At 56.5% G+C, this 17,394-nt stretch carries 15 protein-coding genes and 1 pseudogene; 15 read left to right on the top strand and 1 reads right to left on the bottom strand.

Features of this window, described 5'->3' with window-relative positions:
• From B3Z49_RS20255 to B3Z49_RS20290, 8 genes are all read left to right on the top strand, one after another.
• The coding region (locus B3Z49_RS20255; RefSeq protein ID WP_296994253.1) for a 3-phosphoshikimate 1-carboxyvinyltransferase at positions 1–905 on the top strand (905 nt) is incomplete at its 5' end.
• A gap of 74 nt (positions 906–979) precedes the next feature.
• Positions 980–1,624 (top strand): (d)CMP kinase, encoded by a 645-nt coding sequence (gene cmk, locus B3Z49_RS20260; protein ID WP_063085978.1) that lies wholly within the window; start codon positions 980–982, stop codon positions 1,622–1,624.
• A gap of 232 nt (positions 1,625–1,856) precedes the next feature.
• The gene (gene rpsA, locus B3Z49_RS20265; protein WP_008888955.1) at positions 1,857–3,560 is read left to right on the top strand and encodes a 30S ribosomal protein S1; all 1,704 of its coding nucleotides are present in this window, start codon (positions 1,857–1,859) and stop codon (positions 3,558–3,560) included.
• A gap of 357 nt (positions 3,561–3,917) precedes the next feature.
• The gene (sppA, locus tag B3Z49_RS20270) at positions 3,918–4,841 is read left to right on the top strand and encodes a signal peptide peptidase SppA (protein WP_008888956.1); all 924 of its coding nucleotides are present in this window, start codon (positions 3,918–3,920) and stop codon (positions 4,839–4,841) included.
• Between the two features lie 71 nt (positions 4,842–4,912).
• The gene (gene ihfB / locus B3Z49_RS20275; RefSeq protein WP_008888957.1) at positions 4,913–5,188 is read left to right on the top strand and encodes an integration host factor subunit beta; all 276 of its coding nucleotides are present in this window, start codon (positions 4,913–4,915) and stop codon (positions 5,186–5,188) included.
• A gap of 221 nt (positions 5,189–5,409) precedes the next feature.
• The gene (locus B3Z49_RS20280) at positions 5,410–5,718 is read left to right on the top strand and encodes a LapA family protein (RefSeq protein ID WP_063085977.1); all 309 of its coding nucleotides are present in this window, start codon (positions 5,410–5,412) and stop codon (positions 5,716–5,718) included.
• Between the two features lie 181 nt (positions 5,719–5,899).
• Entirely contained in the window at positions 5,900–6,622 is a 723-nt protein-coding gene (pyrF, locus tag B3Z49_RS20285; RefSeq protein WP_120224633.1) for an orotidine-5'-phosphate decarboxylase, read from the top strand.
• Positions 6,623–6,862: 240 nt separating this feature from the next.
• Positions 6,863–8,071 (top strand): MFS transporter, encoded by a 1,209-nt coding sequence (locus B3Z49_RS20290; protein ID WP_296994259.1) that lies wholly within the window; start codon positions 6,863–6,865, stop codon positions 8,069–8,071.
• A gap of 67 nt (positions 8,072–8,138) precedes the next feature.
• Here the strand turns inward: B3Z49_RS20290 and B3Z49_RS20295 are convergent, their stop codons facing one another.
• Entirely contained in the window at positions 8,139–8,942 is an 804-nt protein-coding gene (locus B3Z49_RS20295; protein ID WP_296994260.1) for a TSUP family transporter, read from the bottom strand.
• Between the two features lie 175 nt (positions 8,943–9,117).
• Here B3Z49_RS20295 and mutM point away from each other — a divergent pair, with 175 nt between their 5' ends.
• The 7 genes and pseudogenes from mutM to B3Z49_RS20330 all read left to right on the top strand — a co-directional run.
• A complete protein-coding gene (gene mutM / locus B3Z49_RS20300) occupies positions 9,118–9,957 on the top strand; it encodes a bifunctional DNA-formamidopyrimidine glycosylase/DNA-(apurinic or apyrimidinic site) lyase (protein ID WP_008888962.1) in 840 nt (279 codons plus the stop codon).
• Between the two features lie 185 nt (positions 9,958–10,142).
• On the top strand, positions 10,143–10,919 hold the full coding sequence (locus tag B3Z49_RS20305) for an enoyl-CoA hydratase (RefSeq protein ID WP_063085970.1): 777 nt from the start codon (positions 10,143–10,145) through the stop codon (positions 10,917–10,919).
• A gap of 176 nt (positions 10,920–11,095) precedes the next feature.
• On the top strand, positions 11,096–11,356 hold the full coding sequence (gene rpsT, locus B3Z49_RS20310) for a 30S ribosomal protein S20 (protein ID WP_008888964.1): 261 nt from the start codon (positions 11,096–11,098) through the stop codon (positions 11,354–11,356).
• Between the two features lie 389 nt (positions 11,357–11,745).
• Positions 11,746–13,311: a chromosomal replication initiator protein DnaA gene (dnaA, locus tag B3Z49_RS20315; protein WP_296994268.1), complete on the top strand. Its 1,566-nt coding sequence runs from the start codon at positions 11,746–11,748 to the stop codon at positions 13,309–13,311.
• A gap of 329 nt (positions 13,312–13,640) precedes the next feature.
• Positions 13,641–14,759: a DNA polymerase III subunit beta gene (dnaN, locus tag B3Z49_RS20320; protein WP_008888966.1), complete on the top strand. Its 1,119-nt coding sequence runs from the start codon at positions 13,641–13,643 to the stop codon at positions 14,757–14,759.
• A 64-nt stretch (positions 14,760–14,823) separates the two neighbouring features.
• Positions 14,824–15,981 carry a DNA replication/repair protein RecF gene (gene recF / locus B3Z49_RS20325; RefSeq protein WP_210516166.1) on the top strand — a complete coding sequence of 386 codons (1,158 nt, stop codon included), beginning with the start codon at positions 14,824–14,826 and terminating at the stop codon, positions 15,979–15,981.
• A gap of 112 nt (positions 15,982–16,093) precedes the next feature.
• Positions 16,094–17,394: pseudogene (locus B3Z49_RS20330) on the top strand (ATP-binding protein); the annotation flags it as partial.

Genomic DNA, 17,394 nt, shown 5'->3' on the forward strand with positions numbered 1-17,394 from the left:
CCCGTGATCGCGGTCGCCCGCCGATGGCGGTGATTGGCACGGACGAAGCCAAACCGGTGACCTATACCCTGCCAATGGCATCAGCCCAGGTGAAATCGGCGGTGATGCTGGCCGGTCTGAACACGACGGGCACCACCACGGTGATCGAACCCAAACCATCGCGTGATCATACCGAACGCATGCTGCGCCACTTCGGGGTCGAGGTCGATGTGAAGGTCAATGACGATGGCGGCCGCACCGTCAGCCTGACCGGCCCGGTCGAAATGAAGGCCGCCGATATTGTTGTTCCGACCGATCCGAGCTCGGCCGCCTTTCCGATGGTGGCGGCCCTGATCAATCCGGACTCCCACGTCACCATTCGTGATGTCTGTCTGAACCCGCTGCGCACCGGCCTGATCACCACCCTGATTGAAATGGGCGGTGACATCACGATCACCAACGAGCGCGAAGAAGCCGGGGAAACCATCGGCGATCTGGTGGTGACCGGCAAGAACCGCCTCAAGGGCATTGTCGTTCCGGCCGAACGCGCCCCGTCGATGATCGATGAATACCCGGTTCTTGCCGTGGCTGCGGCCTATGCCGAGGGTGAAACGCGCATGTGCGATCTTGAAGAGCTGCGCGTGAAGGAATCGGATCGTTTGGCAGCGGTGGCCGCCGGTCTTGAAGCCAATGGCGTCATTCACCGGATCGAAGGCGATGATCTGATTGTCACTGGCGGTGTTGTACCGGGTGGTGGCATCGTGGAAACCCATCTTGATCATCGCATTGCGATGTCGTTCCTGGTTCTGGGGCTTGGCGCGGAAAAGCCGGTTGCGGTCGATGATGCCAACCCGATTGCCACGAGCTTCCCGAACTTCGAAACCCTGATGGCGGATATGGGCGCGAAATTTGCCCTTCATTCCTGATCGGACCCACCAATATATAAGTCACCATTCGGGACTTATGGATGCACCAGATATAATCACAGGGAGTGACCCACATGATCATCGCCATTGATGGGCCGGCCGCGTCCGGCAAGGGGACCTTGGCACGTCGAGTCGCAGAAGCAATGGACTATGCCTATCTCGATACCGGCCTGCTGTATCGTGCGACCGGTGCGAAAGTTCTGGCCGAAAATGGCGACCCTGCTGATGAAGCCGCCGCCGTGGCCGCGGCCGAAAATCTGAGCGCATCCGATCTCGAAGGTGAGGCCCTTCGCAGCGAGGAAGTCGGGACCGCTGCCTCAAAAGTTGCAGCGATTCCAAGGGTTCGCGAGGTGTTGCTTGATTTCCAACGCACCCTTGCTACCACCCCGCCGGGCGGCAAACGTGGTGCCGTATTGGATGGTCGTGATATCGGAACGGTCGTCTGTCCGGAAGCACCGATCAAGTTTTATCTGACAGCCAGTGTCGAAGAACGTGCAAACCGTCGGTTCAAACAGTTGCAGGAAAAAAATCCCGCTGCTATATACGAGCGCGTTCTTAAAGAGCTTGAAGAACGGGATGCCCGAGACAGTGCTCGCGATGTCGCACCGCTCAAGATGGCAGATGACGCAATCCATATTGATACGGACCGTCTGAATGCCAATGCAGTGTTCGATGCCGTCATGGCACATATCCATACCCATATGGGTGCGGATGACTGATCAAAAGGCGTTTTAACCGTCAGGCGTTGAACGATCCCGAGGTACCGGTCCTTTGGCCTGTTCCTAAGGTGAACGACTTGTGCGTTCACCTTTTCGTGTATGGAAGGTTCGCCTTCACATGCGTTCGGGTTTGAACACTGAATGACAAATCGCCGCGATTTTGCGGCAAAGACCACCGGACACAACCGGTTGGCCAGAATATAGTGACGATACTCGAAAGGAAGTCTGGTTTATGACCACCGCTGAAGAAGCACAATTCTCGACTGGCGAAGATTTTGCCGCCCTGCTGGCTGAAACCCTTGGTTCTGAAGACGAAGGTTTTGTTGGCCGCGTAATGACCGGTTCGGTCGTTAAAAAAACTGACGATGATGCCATCGTCGATGTCGGCCTGAAATCCGAAGGCCGCGTTCCGCTTAAAGAATTTGGCGCAGGCGAAGTAAACATTGGCGATACCGTTGATGTTTATGTCGACCGCTATGAAAACAAGGATGGCCTGATCGTCCTGTCGCGCGAAAAAGCGCGCCGCGAAGAAGCTTGGGTTGAGCTGGAAAAACAGTTCTCCGAAGGCAAACGCGTCGACGGCACCATCTTTGGTCGTGTTAAAGGCGGCTTCACCGTTGACCTGTCGGGCGCAGTTGCGTTCCTTCCGGGTTCCCAGGTTGATATCCGTCCGGTTCGTGACGTCACCCCGCTGATGAACAACCCGCAGCCGTTCCAGATCCTGAAAATGGATCGTTCGCGCGGCAACATCGTTGTTTCGCGTCGTGCCGTTCTCGAAGAGACCCGTGCAGAACAGCGTGCTGAACTGATCCAGAACCTTCAGGAAGGGCAGATCCTTGACGGCGTCGTCAAAAACATCACCGATTACGGCGCGTTCGTCGATCTCGGTGGCGTTGATGGCCTGCTGCACGTTACCGACATTGCTTGGAAACGTATCAACCATCCGTCCGAAGCGCTCCAGATCGGCCAGACTGTTAAAGTCCAGGTTATCCGCTTCAACAGCGAAACCCAGCGTATCTCGCTTGGCATGAAGCAGCTTGAAGCTGATCCGTGGGAAGGTGTCGAAGCCAAATACCCGGTCGGTTCGAAATTCGAAGGTCGTGTCACCAACATCACCGATTACGGCGCATTCGTCGAACTCGAAGCTGGTGTCGAAGGCCTGGTCCACGTTTCCGAAATGTCCTGGACCAAGAAAAACATCCACCCGGGCAAAATCGTTTCGACCTCGCAGGAAGTCGAAGTCATGGTGCTCGACGTCGATGCCCAGAAACGCCGTATCTCGCTTGGTCTCAAGCAGTGCACCTCGAACCCGTGGGATGCCTTCCTTGCAGCTCATCCGGTCGAGTCCGAGATCGAAGGCGAAGTCAAGAACATCACCGAATTCGGTCTGTTCATTGGCCTCATGGGCGGTATCGACGGTATGGCTCACCTCTCGGACCTGTCATGGGACCGCGCTGGTGAAGAAGTCATCAAAGAATACAAAAAAGGCGACATCGTCAAAGCCAAGGTTCTTGACGTTGACGTTGAAAAAGAACGCATCTCGCTCGGCATCAAACAGCTGTCTGGTGATCCGTTCAAAGACGCCGTTGTCGGCATCAAACGTGGCGACGCTGTAACCTGTGAAGTTACCGAAGTTAACGACGGTGGCATCGAGGTTTCGGTTGGCGACACCGAACTCAAAGGCTTCATCCGTAAAGCTGAGCTGGCGCGTGAGCGTTCTGAACAGCGTCCGGAACGCTTTGCAGTTGGTGAAAAAGTCGACGCACGCGTTACTGCAATCGACTCCAAAACCCGCAAGGTTTCCCTCTCTGTCAAAGCTCTTGAAGTTGCTGACGAGAAGAAAGCAATGGCGGATTACGGTTCGGCAGACAGCGGCGCATCGCTCGGCGACATCCTCGGCGAAGCTCTGCGCAAGAAACAGGAAGGCGGCGAATAAGCCACCCTCCGACGAAATACGCTCTGCAGTCTTGCAGAACGAAAAGACGGGTCGCGCAGTGCGCGGCCCGTTTTCTTTTGTCCGGATTTCTAGTCTGGCAAGTTGATGCGCGGTGGATGGCCGATATATGCGCCCAATGCCCGGCGGACCTGTAAAGGGCGCCATATTGTATATCATCTGCTTTTAGGGGCTGAATTTTAGCCCGACTCTGCCGATATTGGCATTTTTCGCGAAAATTTTGATTTTAAACGCTTTTTGTTCTTGCCTTCCGGGTCGATAAAAACCATTTGAAGAGACGGGTTTGAGCGATCACACTCGTCTAAGTATTTGATTGAACAATTGGAAACGGACACGCCGATGGCACTTGATGCCGATATCCTGCTGGATCGACGCCGCTTGAAAAAATCCATCTTTCGCTGGCGTGTGGTGGCGGTGATTGCCGTGATCGCGGTGATCGTGATCGGCTTGTCTGGCACCGGTGTTAAGGACAGTGTTCTGGGCGGACTGGGTCCGCGCATTGTTGAAGTCACCATCGAAGGTGTGATCACCGAAGATCCCTATCTCCTTGATGCGCTGAGCGCGATTGAAGAAGACAGTGACGTTGTCGGCGTGATTGTCCATATCAACAGCCCGGGTGGCACCATGGTTGGTGGCGAAACGCTGTTTGAGGCGCTGCGCCGTATCGGCGAAACCCGGCCAATCGTTGCCGAGATGGGGACTGTTGCGGCGTCCGGCGGTTACATGACCGCGATTGCCGCCGACCACATCATTGCCCGCCGTGGAACGATCACCGGCTCGATCGGGGTGATTTTCCAGTCGATGAATTTCAATGGAACGCTTGAAAAGCTTGGTGTTGAACCGCTGACGGTAAAAAGCGGTCCGCTTAAAGCTGCACCCAATCCGTTCGAACCTGTTGATGATGTTGCAAAGTCGGCCATGCAGGGCCTGATTTCAGACATGTTTGACGTGTTTGTTGAAATGGTTGCGACCCGCCGCGATATGTCGGTCGAAACAGTTACGACTCTTGCCGATGGCCGCGTCTATACCGGACAGCAGGCCGTTGCCAACGGATTGATTGATGAAATTGGAGGCCGTCGTGAAGCCTTGCGCTGGCTCGAAGAGGAAGCCGGTATCACGACGGATGCACAGGTAGTGCCGCTTGAAATCGAATACCCGGAAGACGATTTGATGAGTGCTGTTCTTGAGGGAAGCCTTGGAAAAGTGCTGTCATCTGAGGGGCTTAAACTTGACGGTTTGCTGACGGTCTGGCAACCTGAGTGAGAGCTTCTTTAAGACATAATCTAATCCGTGGTTGAGTGAGACTGTCAGCACCAACAGGATGGGGCCTGGAAATGACAAAATCTGAATTGATTGCCCGCCTTGCGGAGATGAACCCGCATCTCTATCAGCGCGACGTTGAGCGGATTGTCGCCACGATCTTTGACGAGATCACAGACGCGCTTGCGCGCGGCGACCGGGTCGAGCTTCGCGGCTTTGGCGCATTTTCCGTAAAACAGCGTGAGGCCCGCGTCGGCCGTAACCCGCGTACCGGGGATGCGGTTCCTGTCGGTGAGAAAAAGGTTCCCTATTTCAAAACCGGCAAACAGCTTCGCGAACGTTTGAACTGATTCCTGCCTGATTTGTTTTGACCGGCAATCGGGCCTGCGCCACCCGCAGCCCGCCCGATACGACCAGCATGCAACACACAAAAACTGTGTGACTGTTGCCATGGCTTTTGTCCGGTTCTTGCCCCATACTGATCAGAACATTGATCAAACGAGACCTGCTGCCGGGTTTTGATCCATCCTGTTTTCGGGGTGGGACAGGCACCGGCACAAGGAGCTAGGTAATGCGCTTCCTTTACTGGATTATTTCCATCCCGCTTGCCGTATTGATTGCGGTGTTTGCAGTTTCCAACCGGGCATTGGTCACGATTTCGCTTTGGCCCTTGCCGTTTGAAATCGACCTGCCGCTGTTCCTGCCGATTATGATTGCGTTGTTGATCGGACTTGGGATCGGCTTTGCCTTTGAATGGTTGCTGCAAGGCAAGCACCGCCGTGCCGCACGGCGCATGGATAGCGAACTCAAGCGCATCAAGACGGATGACACCACGCCATCCACCCCAAATACCGATCAAAAGGCCATCGGCCAAAGCTGATCAAGTCAAAGGGCTCCGTTTCGGGGCCCTTTTGCTTTTTGCCGCATGGCGTCAATGTCTGTTCGAAAGCCGATTTGACATTGGCCTTTGTGGCCAAATCGGCTAAGCCATGTCCGGTCCGCTATGAAATTTGCTGCGAAAAGCTGGGCCATGACCCATTGCCAGCCCGCCGGAGGACCCCATGACCCAGACCCTTGCCGCCAAAGACCGCATCTATTGCGCGATTGATACCACCGATCTTGATCATGCAATCAATCTGGCATCGAAGCTGTCAGGTGTTATCGGCGGGGCCAAGCTTGGCAAGGAATTCTTCGCGGCCCACGGGCCACAAGGGGTCAGGGCGGTTGCCAAAACCGGCATGCCGATCTTCCTTGATGTTAAATATCACGATATCCCCAACACGGTGGCCGGGGCCATTCGCGCTGTGACGCCATTGGGTGTCAGGATCGTCAATGTCCATGCCGCCGGTGGTTTGGAGATGATGAAACGTGCCGGTGATGCCGCGCGTGAAGCCGCCGACAAGGCTGGCGTCGACGTACCGTGGGTAATTGCCGTAACCATCCTGACCAGCATGGACCAGGGTGATCTCGATGATGTCGGCCTAAAGGGCCCGATTGAAGATCGCGTGGTCAAGCTGGCGGAACTGACCCAAAAGGCGGGTCTTGACGGTGTTGTCTGTTCTGCACAGGAAATCACCCCGGTGCGCAAGGCACTCGGCCCGGATTTCAAACTGATCACGCCGGGTATTCGTCCAAGCTGGGCGGCAAGTGACGATCAGAAACGCATCGTTACCCCCGCCGATGCCGTCGCCATGGGAAGTGACGTTCTGGTGATTGGTCGCCCGATCACCAAGGCCGAAGATCCGGTTGCTGCGGCGCAAAAAATCGTCGCCGAACTTTCCTGATCCAAGATCCTCAATCTCTGCCTTTGCTGCATCATGCCTGTGCCTTGCTGTAATTCGGGCAAGACAGGCTGCCATGCAAATTTCGCGATGGATTTGTTCAGCGCATTATCTCAGAATTGAATCGTTTCAAAATTTGCTGCATGATGCATATCTCGCAGTTGCACAAAACGTTGGCCGCGTCACCCGCGCCACCCGCGTCACTCGCGCCACCTGCGCCAAAGTTGATCTGGATATTCTGACATGACAGATACCGTCACCCGCCCCGGATTTTTCGGGAACCTGCCGATTCTGGCCCTCGCCCTTGCGTCATTCGGGATCGGCACCACCGAGTTTGTCATTATGGGGCTTCTGCCCGATGTGGCGCTTGATCTTGGTGTGAGCATTCCCGATGCCGGGTTGCTGGTGACGGGCTATGCACTCGGTGTGACGTTTGGTGCGCCGTTTTTGGCGATTGCCACCGCGCGCATGGACCGCCGGCGCGCCTTGTTGCTGCTGATTTCGATCTTCATTCTCGGAAACTTCCTGTGTGCAATTGCCCCTGATTACTGGCTTTTGATGGCGGCCCGTGTGGTCACCGCCTTCTGCCATGGTGCGTTTTTTGGGCTTGGCGCTGTTGTCGCCTCAAACCTTGTCGCGCCACATAAACGGGTTCAGGCGATTGCCCTGATGTTTTCCGGTCTGACGCTGGCCAACGTGCTGGGCGTGCCGTTTGGCACGGCCCTTGGTCAGGAACTTGGCTGGCGTTCGACCTTCTGGGCAGTGGTGGCGATTGGTGTTGTTGCCGCCAGCGCGCTTTATGTTGCCCTGCCACGCCAGATTGCCGCATCGACGGGCAGTCTGTGGCTTGAAGCCAAGTCGCTTGGCAAAAAACAGGTCCTGCTGGCGATGCTGATTTCGGTTCTGGCCTCGGCCAGCTTGTTCAGTGTCTTTACCTATATCACTCCGATGTTGCAGGAAATCACCGGCATTACCCCGCGTCAGGTAACCTATGTGTTGCTGCTGTTCGGGGTTGGCTTGACGGTGGGCAACTATATCGGTGGGCGTTTAGGGGACTGGCGTTTGATGCCCGCCATCATCATGGCCTTTGCCTTGCTGATTGCGATTCTTGCCCTGTTTACCGAAACGCTGACGTCGGTCATTCCGGCCGTCGCAACCGTGATGTTGTGGGGTGTGGTGGCCTTTGCACTGGTGTCCCCGCTTCAGATGCGCGTGGTGAACGAGGCGTCCGATGCGCCCAACCTTGCCTCCACCCTTAATCAGGGGGCCTTTAACCTTGGCAATGCGGCGGGCGCATGGTTTGGCGGTATCGCCATCACCCAGGGCGTTTCCTATCAGCATATCCCGTGGTTGGGGGCGGCGATTGCCGTTCTGGCCCTGTTGGCAACGGTCTGGAGCCATTTGCTTGATCGCCGCGACGAAGTCCTTGTCGAAAACGTTGCCAGCGCCTGAGTAAAACTAAACCCGTCAAGCTTGAGGCTGACGGGTTTTTCTTTGACCGGTCGATGAACGATATAGCTCAGCTTACCCAGTGGCGAATCTGATCCCAGCTTTGGCTGATGGTGGTTCCATACTGATCAATGATCAGCTTGATCGATATCGCGATTGAAGTGACGACCAGAAGCGGCCGTACCAAACGTGCACCGACCTTCATCACCATATGGGATCCGATCTGTGCCCCGATCAAGGCGCCAACGGCCATCACCCCACCAACAATCCAGACGACCTCACCCCCGGCGATAAACATCACAAGCGACGCAAAGTTCGACGTGAAATTCAGAACCTTGGTATGGGCGGTGGCCTTGGTCATGTTAAAGCCAAGCAGGGCAACAAAGGCGATGGAAAAGAACGATCCGGTGCCCGGCCCAAAGAAGCCGTCATAGAACCCGATGCCAAACCCGGCGGTAAACGCAAAGGTCGCTTTGCCAATCATCTGATGGGCGTCAATGTCACCCACACGCGGCGAAAACAGGAAATAAAGCGCAATCAGGATCAAAAGCCCCGGCAGGATGGTCATCAGAATGCCCGGATCAAGCATCTGTACCAGAACCGTACCGAGTGCTGATCCGGCAAAGGTCAGGACAATCGCCAAAACCATATCGCGCGGATCAACATGCCCCTTGCGAATGAAATTAAGCGACGCACTGAAACTGCCAAAACTGCCTTGCAACTTGTTGGTCGCCAATGCCTGGGCCGGGGTGACGCCTGCCCATAACAGGGCCGGGATGGTAATCAACCCGCCACCGCCTGCAATCGCATCGACAAAACCGGCAAGGGTGGCAACCGCAAACAGGATCACTAAAAGATCTAAACTAAATTCCATCTGGCCGCTTTCAAACTGGGGCGCGACCGCACAACTGGGGGCGATGCGGTCTGTCAAAACAGCGCACATCATATGGCTTTGCGGGCACGCGTCCAGTGGGATCGATTTCAGTCGTTGAATTGCGCGCAACGCGTAGTCTAAAAGTCACACACCCTTGTTTATATGAGTTCCAGATATGCCCGAATTGCCAGAGGTCGAAACAGTCACCCGTGGTCTGACACCCGTCATGGAAGGGCGTGTGGTCAATCATGTGGTACAGCGACGTGCGAACCTGCGCTTTCCCTTCCCGGAGGGTTTTGTTGATCGCATGGCCGGGCGCACCATCAATCAGCTGACCCGGCGGGCAAAATACATTCTGGGCTACCTTGATGACGGGCAGGTGCTGCTGATTCATCTTGGCATGTCTGGTCGCATGACCATTCACAATGATCCGACTGTCGAGGTGCCCGAAGCCGGCAAGCATGACCATGTCGATTTTGTCATGGCCGATGGGGCCGTGGTGCGGTTCAACGACCCGCGGCGCTTTGGTGTCATCACCTTGATCGCGGGCGACGAGGTCGCCAGTCACAAGATGCTGGCTGGTATCGGGCCCGAGCCACTTGGTAATGCGTTTAATGCCGATGTGCTGGCGGCGGGAATCGCCAAACGGGCAAGCCCGATCAAGACCGTACTGCTGGATCAGAAACTGGTGGCTGGTCTGGGCAACATCTATGTCTGCGAAGCCCTGTTCCGATCGGGCATCGCGCCGGATCGTCTGGCAAAGGATCTCAAACCCGGCGAAATCGAACGGCTGTATCGTGAAATCCGTCTCGTGCTTGAAGATGCGATTGCTGCCGGTGGATCAAGCCTTAAGGACTACCGCCAAAGCAATGGCGAACTTGGCTATTTCCAGCACAATTTCCGTGTCTATGGCCGCGAAGGCGAAACCTGCATCGCCGATGGCTGCGATAGCACCATCGCGCGCATCGTACAGGCCGGCCGGTCGACCTTCTTCTGCCCAACCTGCCAGAAATAATATGGACGGTACCCGTCTCTGAAAGTCGGGGAAGGTATGGCGCCGATAACAGGTTCGGTTGCGGCCCGGGATCAAAATCGGTAAAACAGTATCAAATTATGGTTTCAGGCGAATCGGCCCGATAACCCCACAGCGACTCCCACCCGGAGTCCCACGGGCCGAACAGCGATAAAAGGATCACTTGCATGTCTTATGAAAACATCATCGCCGAGAAAAAGGGCAATGTCGGCCTGATCACGCTGAACCGTCCCAAGGCGCTCAATGCGCTTTGTGATGCGCTGATCAAGGATATCGGTGCCGCCCTTGATGATTTCGAATCCGATGAAGACATCCGCGCCATCGTCATTACCGGGTCGGAACGGGCCTTTGCCGCCGGTGCCGACATCAAGGAAATGGCCGATTACGACTATATGGACGTCTATAAGAACGACTTCATCACCAAGGGCTGGACCCGGGTTGCAAGCTGCCGCAAGCCGACCATTGCCGCGGTCGCCGGATTCGCATTGGGCGGTGGCTGCGAAATGGCGATGATGTGCGACATCATGATTGCCGCCGACACTGCCAAGTTCGGTCAGCCGGAAATCACCATCGGCACCATTCCCGGTGCGGGCGGCACACAGCGCCTGACCCGTGCAGTTGGCAAGGCCAAGGCAATGGAAATGTGCCTGACCGGGCGCATGATGGATGCCGAGGAAGCCGAGCGTGCCGGACTGGTCGCGCGAATCGTTCCGGCCGACTCGCTACTTGATGAAGCCATGCAACTGGCCGAAAAGATCGCCTCCTTCTCGGGCCCGGTATCGATGAAGGTCAAGGAATCGGTCAACAAGGCCTATGAGATGACCCTGACCGAAGGCCTGATGTTCGAACGTCGCGAATTCCATTCGACCTTCGCACTCGAAGATCGCGCCGAAGGCATGAAAGCCTTTGGCGAGAAACGTAAGCCCGCCTTCAAGCACCGCTGATTGCGGGGTGATCAGGGTAAGTTGACCTCTGATTCCATGCCTGCATATCTGCCTTGCGGCGCAAAAGAGTCCGAAGCCGCAGAAATTGGCGGCATCGGGGGTTGACGAGGGTTTCGGACAGAGCTATAAGCCGCGCTCCGAATTACGTAACATTTGTTTGAAGAGACAGGTTCGCAATGGCTCACCATAAATCGGCCAAGAAGCGCATTCGCCGCAACGCCGCACGTGCAGAAGTTAATGGTGCACGTATCGGTCGCATTCGTACCTTCGTTAAGAAGGTCGAGGCTGCGCTGAACACTGGCGATAAAGATGCTGCTCTGGCTGCGATGAAAATCGCTGAGCCGGAAATGGCGCGTGGCGCACAGCTTGGTGTTCTGCACAAGAACACCGTTGCTCGCAAGGTTTCGCGCCTGACCGCGCGTATCAAAGCGCTTTAATTTATCCCTTACGGGATGGCGAGTCGAAGGCCGCACCTCGGGTGCGGCCTTTTCGCTGCCCGGATTTCGCAGAATCACCTTTTGTTCCTTGGTTGCGCGGGTGCAAGAAACCGCAGAAAACAAGGGCCGTTTTGGTTGCGAAATCCTTTTAACGTTCTGTTAAAGATCGCCTTGCCTGATGTGGGTCACATCAGTACAGTGTTTGAACTTCGCAGGCCGCGCAAAGCGACCAGTGACGAAGAACTAAAAACAAAAGGCGCGAGTACACTTCCTGATTTTGTGGAAGGCCAACGTGTTGGTCACTGCGGTGATCAACGCGACACAGTATCGTTTTGTCTTTTGCGGTCTTTGTGGTGGTGAAATCGGGATATCGGGGAAAGGTTCTTACAGTGCAGCACGCCGTGAGGGACACACAATCGGCACTTGGGCAATCCAACGGGGGGATTGCGGGTGACCAGCACGCAGCACTTGATGATCACGCAGTGGCAACCTGGCAAGTCGTACGCGAAAAGCTGCGCGCCGAATTTGGCGCAACAGCCTATCGTTACTGGCTGGAGCCCGTTGCCCTGATGGCGGTTGAAGCCGGTGTGGCCCGTTTGGGTGCGCCGACTCGTGCCATGCGTGACTGGGTGACGCAGCACTATCTCGACCGTATCCAGAATTTCTGGCACGCCGAAGATTCCGATGTGCATTTCGTTGAAATCAATATCGTTTCGGGCGCGGCTGCGCAGAACGATGCGTCTGCTTCGGGTTCTTCTTCGGCCAAGTCGACATCGGCAAACGCCACGACCGCGCGTACCAAATCCGCGCGCAATCCCCATTCCTCAGGCCATTCCCCAAGCCATTCCACGGAAAACAATACCGTGGTCAGTGCGCCGTCCCCGTCAAACGGATCGGGCCGCACTGCCATTGCCAGCATGTCTGATGACGGCATCTCGGCTGCTCTGGATCCGCGCTACACCTTTGACAATTTCGTGTTGGGCAAGCCAAACGAGTTCGCCTATGCCGCCGCCCGCCGTCTGGCAGAAGCCGAATCGGTGCCGTTCAACCCGCTGTTCCTCTATGGTGGCGTTGGTCTTGGTAAAACCCACCTGATGCATGCGATTGCCTGGCATATCCGCCGCACTCAGCCGCATCGTACGGTGATCTACCTCTCGGCCGAAAAATTCATGTATCGCTTCATTCGGGCGCTGCGCGACAAGAACACGGTCGATTTCAAGGACCAGTTCCGCTCGGTCGATGTGTTGATGGTTGATGATGTCCAGTTCATCTCGGGCAAGGATTCGACCCAGGAAGAATTCTTCCACACCTTCAACGCGCTGGTCGATCAGGGCCGTCAGATCATTGTGTCTGCGGATAAATCGCCCTCAGATCTTGAAGATATCGAAGAACGCCTGCGTTCGCGTCTGGGCTCTGGCCTTGTTGCCGATATTCACGCCACCACCTACGAGCTCCGTTTGGGCATCTTGGAGGCCAAGGCCGAACGTCAGGGTGTGGAACTTCCCCAGCGTGTTATGGAATTCCTTGCCCACAAGATCACCGCCAACGTGCGTGAGCTCGAAGGCGCGCTTAACCGCGTGATCGCTCATTCCCAGCTGGTCGGTCGCGAGATCGGGCTGGAAATGGTTCAGGACATCCTGCACGACGTCCTGCGCGCTTCCGAGCGCCGGGTTTCGATCGAGGAAATCCAGAAACGCGTGGCCGAGCATTTCAACATCAAGGTGTCCGACATGCATTCCGCCCGCCGTGCGCGTGCGGTCGCCCGTCCGCGTCAGGTGGCAATGTATCTGTCCAAGCAGCTCACCACCCACTCGTTGCCGGAAATTGGCCGCAAGTTTGGCGGTCGTGACCACACCACGGTGATGCATGCGGTGCGCAAGATCGAAGAACTGCACGGAACCGATCCGTCACTCTGCGAAGATATCGATCTGCTGCGTCGGATGCTCGAAAGCTGATTGCGCGTAAAAGCGTGTCGAAATGTTGTGATTCATGATGAAATCCGCCGTGTTTTCCGGCGGATTTTGTTTTTGAATCAGCTGGATTTTTAGCTGCAATTTTATTGTCGAAACTGCGAGTCGCACGGTTTACGCCGCTTTGCGCGTTCGGGGCGTATTTTTGTCCGCCGACTCCTTTTATTTGCTTGGGTTTAGGCCGTAAAAATCCTTCGATTTCCAAGCCAGCATGTTATAATGCGATTTCCGCACCCGAAAGGGTGTGGGTCAGGTAAGAAAACCGATTAAAAATCAATTTGTTAAACGAATACTGACAGACGGATAGGACGGGCATGAAGCTGACCATCGAACGCGCGGCGCTGTTGAAATCGCTGACCCATGTTCAAAGCGTTGTTGAACGACGTAACACCATTCCGATTCTGTCCAATATTTTGCTCCGGGCAGAGAATGATCGTCTTGCGCTGACCGCGACCGATATGGACCTCGAAGTCATCGAAACCACGACGGCCGAGGTGTCCGAACCGGGCGCGACCACCACCCCTGCCCATACCCTCTATGAAATCGTGCGCAAGCTGCCCGAAGGCTCCCAGGTGCAAATTTCGCTTGAGCCGGGCGCAGGCCGTCTGACCCTTTCTGCCGGTCGTTCGAAGTTCAATCTTGCCGTTCTGCCGGTCGATGATTTCCCGGTAATGTCGGGTGGCGACCTTCCGGTCAGCTTCGGTCTGGCTGCGGCTGAGCTGCGCGGCCTGATTGACCGTGCCGAATTCGCCATTTCGACCGAGGAAACCCGTTACTACCTCAACGGTATCTATTTCCATGCCACCGACGCCGAAGGCACCAAGATCCTGCGCGCGGTTGCAACCGATGGTCACCGTCTGGCGCGTGTCGAAGCCCCGCTGCCCGATGGTGCGGAAAACATGCCGGGCGTCATCGTGCCGCGCAAAACCGTTGGCGAACTCCGCAAACTGATCGAGGAAACCGGCGAAGCGGTCGATATCGCGCTGTCTGATACCAAAATCCGTTTTGGCTTTGGCGATGCGGTCCTGACCTCCAAGCTGATTGACGGTACCTTCCCGGATTACGAACGCGTGATTCCGTCGGGCAATGACAAGACCCTTGATATCGAATGCAAGGCATTTGCCGATGCGGTCGACCGTGTATCGGCGATCTCGATTGAAAAATCGCGTGCGGTGAAGGTTGTTCTGTCGGGCAATACCCTGACCCTTTCGGCCTCCAGCCCGGAACACGGTACCGCGTCCGAGGAACTTGAAATCAACTACGACGCCGAGGATATCGAAATCGGCTTTAACTCGCGCTATCTGCTCGACATCGCCAAGCAGGTAAAGGGCGACACCCTGAACCTTCTGATGTCGGACGGATCCAGCCCGACCATCCTGCGTGACACCGACGACCTTTCGGCATTGTACGTTCTGATGCCGATGCGTGTTTGACGGTTAGTACGATCAAGCTGTGGCTGCTCTTGCCAATAACCTCATGCCAAAAGACGGGGTGTCGATGACAAGCCGTCTTGCTGTTTCCCGCATCCAGCTCAGCGAGTTTCGCTGTTACGAAGGCCTGCGCCTGTCGCTCGACAGCTCGCCGGTCGTGCTGACGGGGCCAAACGGGGCGGGCAAGACCAACCTGCTTGAGGCGGTCTCGCTTCTGGCACCGGGCGGTGGGTTGCGCCGGGCCAAGCTGGGTGAAATCGCCCGAAGCACCCCGCCAACCGCCAATGGCGCACTTCGGGCCTGGGCCGTGGCCGCAGATGTCGATACGCCGGACGGGGCGTTTCAATTGGGCACCGGGCTTGATCCGGCCGCCCTCGAGCAGGGGCGCGAACGCCGTGCTGTGCGCATCGATGGGCAGGCCCAGCGTGGGCAGGCCGCCTTGGGTCGGGTTTGTGCCGCGGTTTGGCTGACGCCGCAAATGGATCGTTTGTTTCTGGATGGTCCGTCGGCCCGCAGGCGCTTTTTGGATCGGCTGGTATATGGCCTTGATCCCGACCACAGCAGCCGCGTTGCCGCCTATGAGCATTCGCTGCGCTCACGCGCCAAGCTGCTTAAGGAAGGCAAGGCTGACGATAAATGGCTGACCTCGATCGAGGATTCGATGGTGCGCCATGGCATTGCGGTTGCGGTCGCACGTGCAGAATTGCTTGAACGGTTGCGACGTGCCGGGACCATGGCGATCGGACCATTTCCGGCCGCCCGTCTGGCGCTGACCGGGGACCTTGAAGACTGGCTCGAAAACCTGCCTGCGGTCGAGGTCGAAGATAAAATGCGGGCCGCATTGCGCGACGGACGTTCACGTGATGCGACCTATGGCGGGGCGGTGGTCGGCCCGCAACGCAGTGATCTGCTGGTCTGGCACGATGCAAAGGGCCAGTCGGCGGATCAATGTTCCACCGGGGAACAAAAGGCGTTGTTGCTGTCGATCATTATGGCCAATACCCGCCTGCAGACAAAGGCACGCGGGGCTGGCCCGCTCTTGTTGCTTGATGAAGTGGTTGCGCATCTCGATGCAGAACGCCGCAGCCACTTGTTTGATGAAATCGTGGCGCTTGGCGTCCAGGCCTGGATGACAGGCACGGACCGGGCGCTGTTTGAAGGTTTGGACGGTCGTGCGCAATTCTTCCGCGTGGAAGATGCCACACTGACCCTTGAAACCACTTAGTGAATGCCGAGGTTCTGACCCTATGACCAACGAAACCGAAACGCCGAACACTGGTGAACAGTCGCAGGAGTATGGCGCAGAATCGATCAAGGTTCTTAAGGGCCTTGAAGCTGTGCGCAAACGTCCGGGCATGTATATCGGCGATACCGATGACGGTACCGGTTTGCACCATATGATCTACGAAGTCGTCGATAACGCAATCGACGAAGCCTTGGCCGGTCACTGCGATACCGTCTGGGTCCAGCTTAATGGTGATGGTTCTGCCACCATCCGCGATAACGGCCGTGGCATTCCGACCGACATGCACAAGGAAGAAGGCGTTTCCGCCGCCGAGGTCATCATGACCCAGCTGCATGCCGGCGGTAAGTTCGACCAGAACTCCTACAAGGTTTCCGGTGGTCTGCACGGTGTGGGCGTGTCGGTGGTGAACGCGCTGTCGACGTTGCTCAAGCTCCGCGTCTGGCGCAACGGCAAAGAACACTACATGGAGTTTTCCGGTGGGGACGCGATCAAGCCGCTTGAGGTTGTCGGCGATGCACCGCTGACCGCGGATGGCACGCCGCTTTCAGGGACCGAAGTGACCTTCTACCCGGATGCCGAAATCTTCACGATGACCGATTTCGACCTGCCAACACTGGAACACCGCCTGCGTGAACTGGCCTTCCTGAACTCTGGCGTGATCCTGACGCTGCGTGATGAACGCAGTGGCGAACCGACCGAAATGAAACTGCATTACGAAGGCGGTATTCGCGCCTTTGTCGAATATCTTGACCGCAACAAGGCGCGTCAGATCGAAGAAGCCATTTGCATCGAAGGCGAAAAAGACGGCATCACCGTCGAAGTCGCCCTGCAATGGAACGACAGCTACCACGAAACCACGCTGTGCTTTACCAACAATATTCCGCAGCGTGATGGCGGGACGCACATGGCCGGTTTCCGTGCCGCTCTGACCCGTCAGATCAACAACTACGCCCAGGAAAGCGGCATCGCCAAAAAGGAAAAGGTCGCCCTTTCCGGTGATGATGCCCGTGAAGGTCTGTCTTGCGTGATTTCGGTCAAGGTTCCGGATCCCAAATTCTCGTCCCAGACCAAGGACAAACTGGTCTCGTCCGAAGTCCGTCCGGTGGTTGAAAACATCGTCAATGACAAGCTTGCCCAGTGGCTTGAAGAACATCCGCAGGACGCGCGCAAGATCGTCTCCAAGGTGGTCGAAGCGGCCTCTGCTCGTGAAGCGGCCCGTAAGGCACGCGAACTGACCCGCCGCAAGGGCGCGCTTGATATCTCGTCCCTGCCGGGCAAATTGGCTGACTGTCAGGAACGCGATGCGTCCAAAGCCGAACTGTTCATCGTGGAGGGTGATTCCGCAGGTGGTTCGGCCAAACAGGGCCGCGAACGTGGTTTCCAGGCCATCCT

Source organism: Thalassospira sp. UBA1131 (assembly GCF_002311515.1).
GTDB lineage: Bacteria > Pseudomonadota > Alphaproteobacteria > Rhodospirillales > Thalassospiraceae > Thalassospira.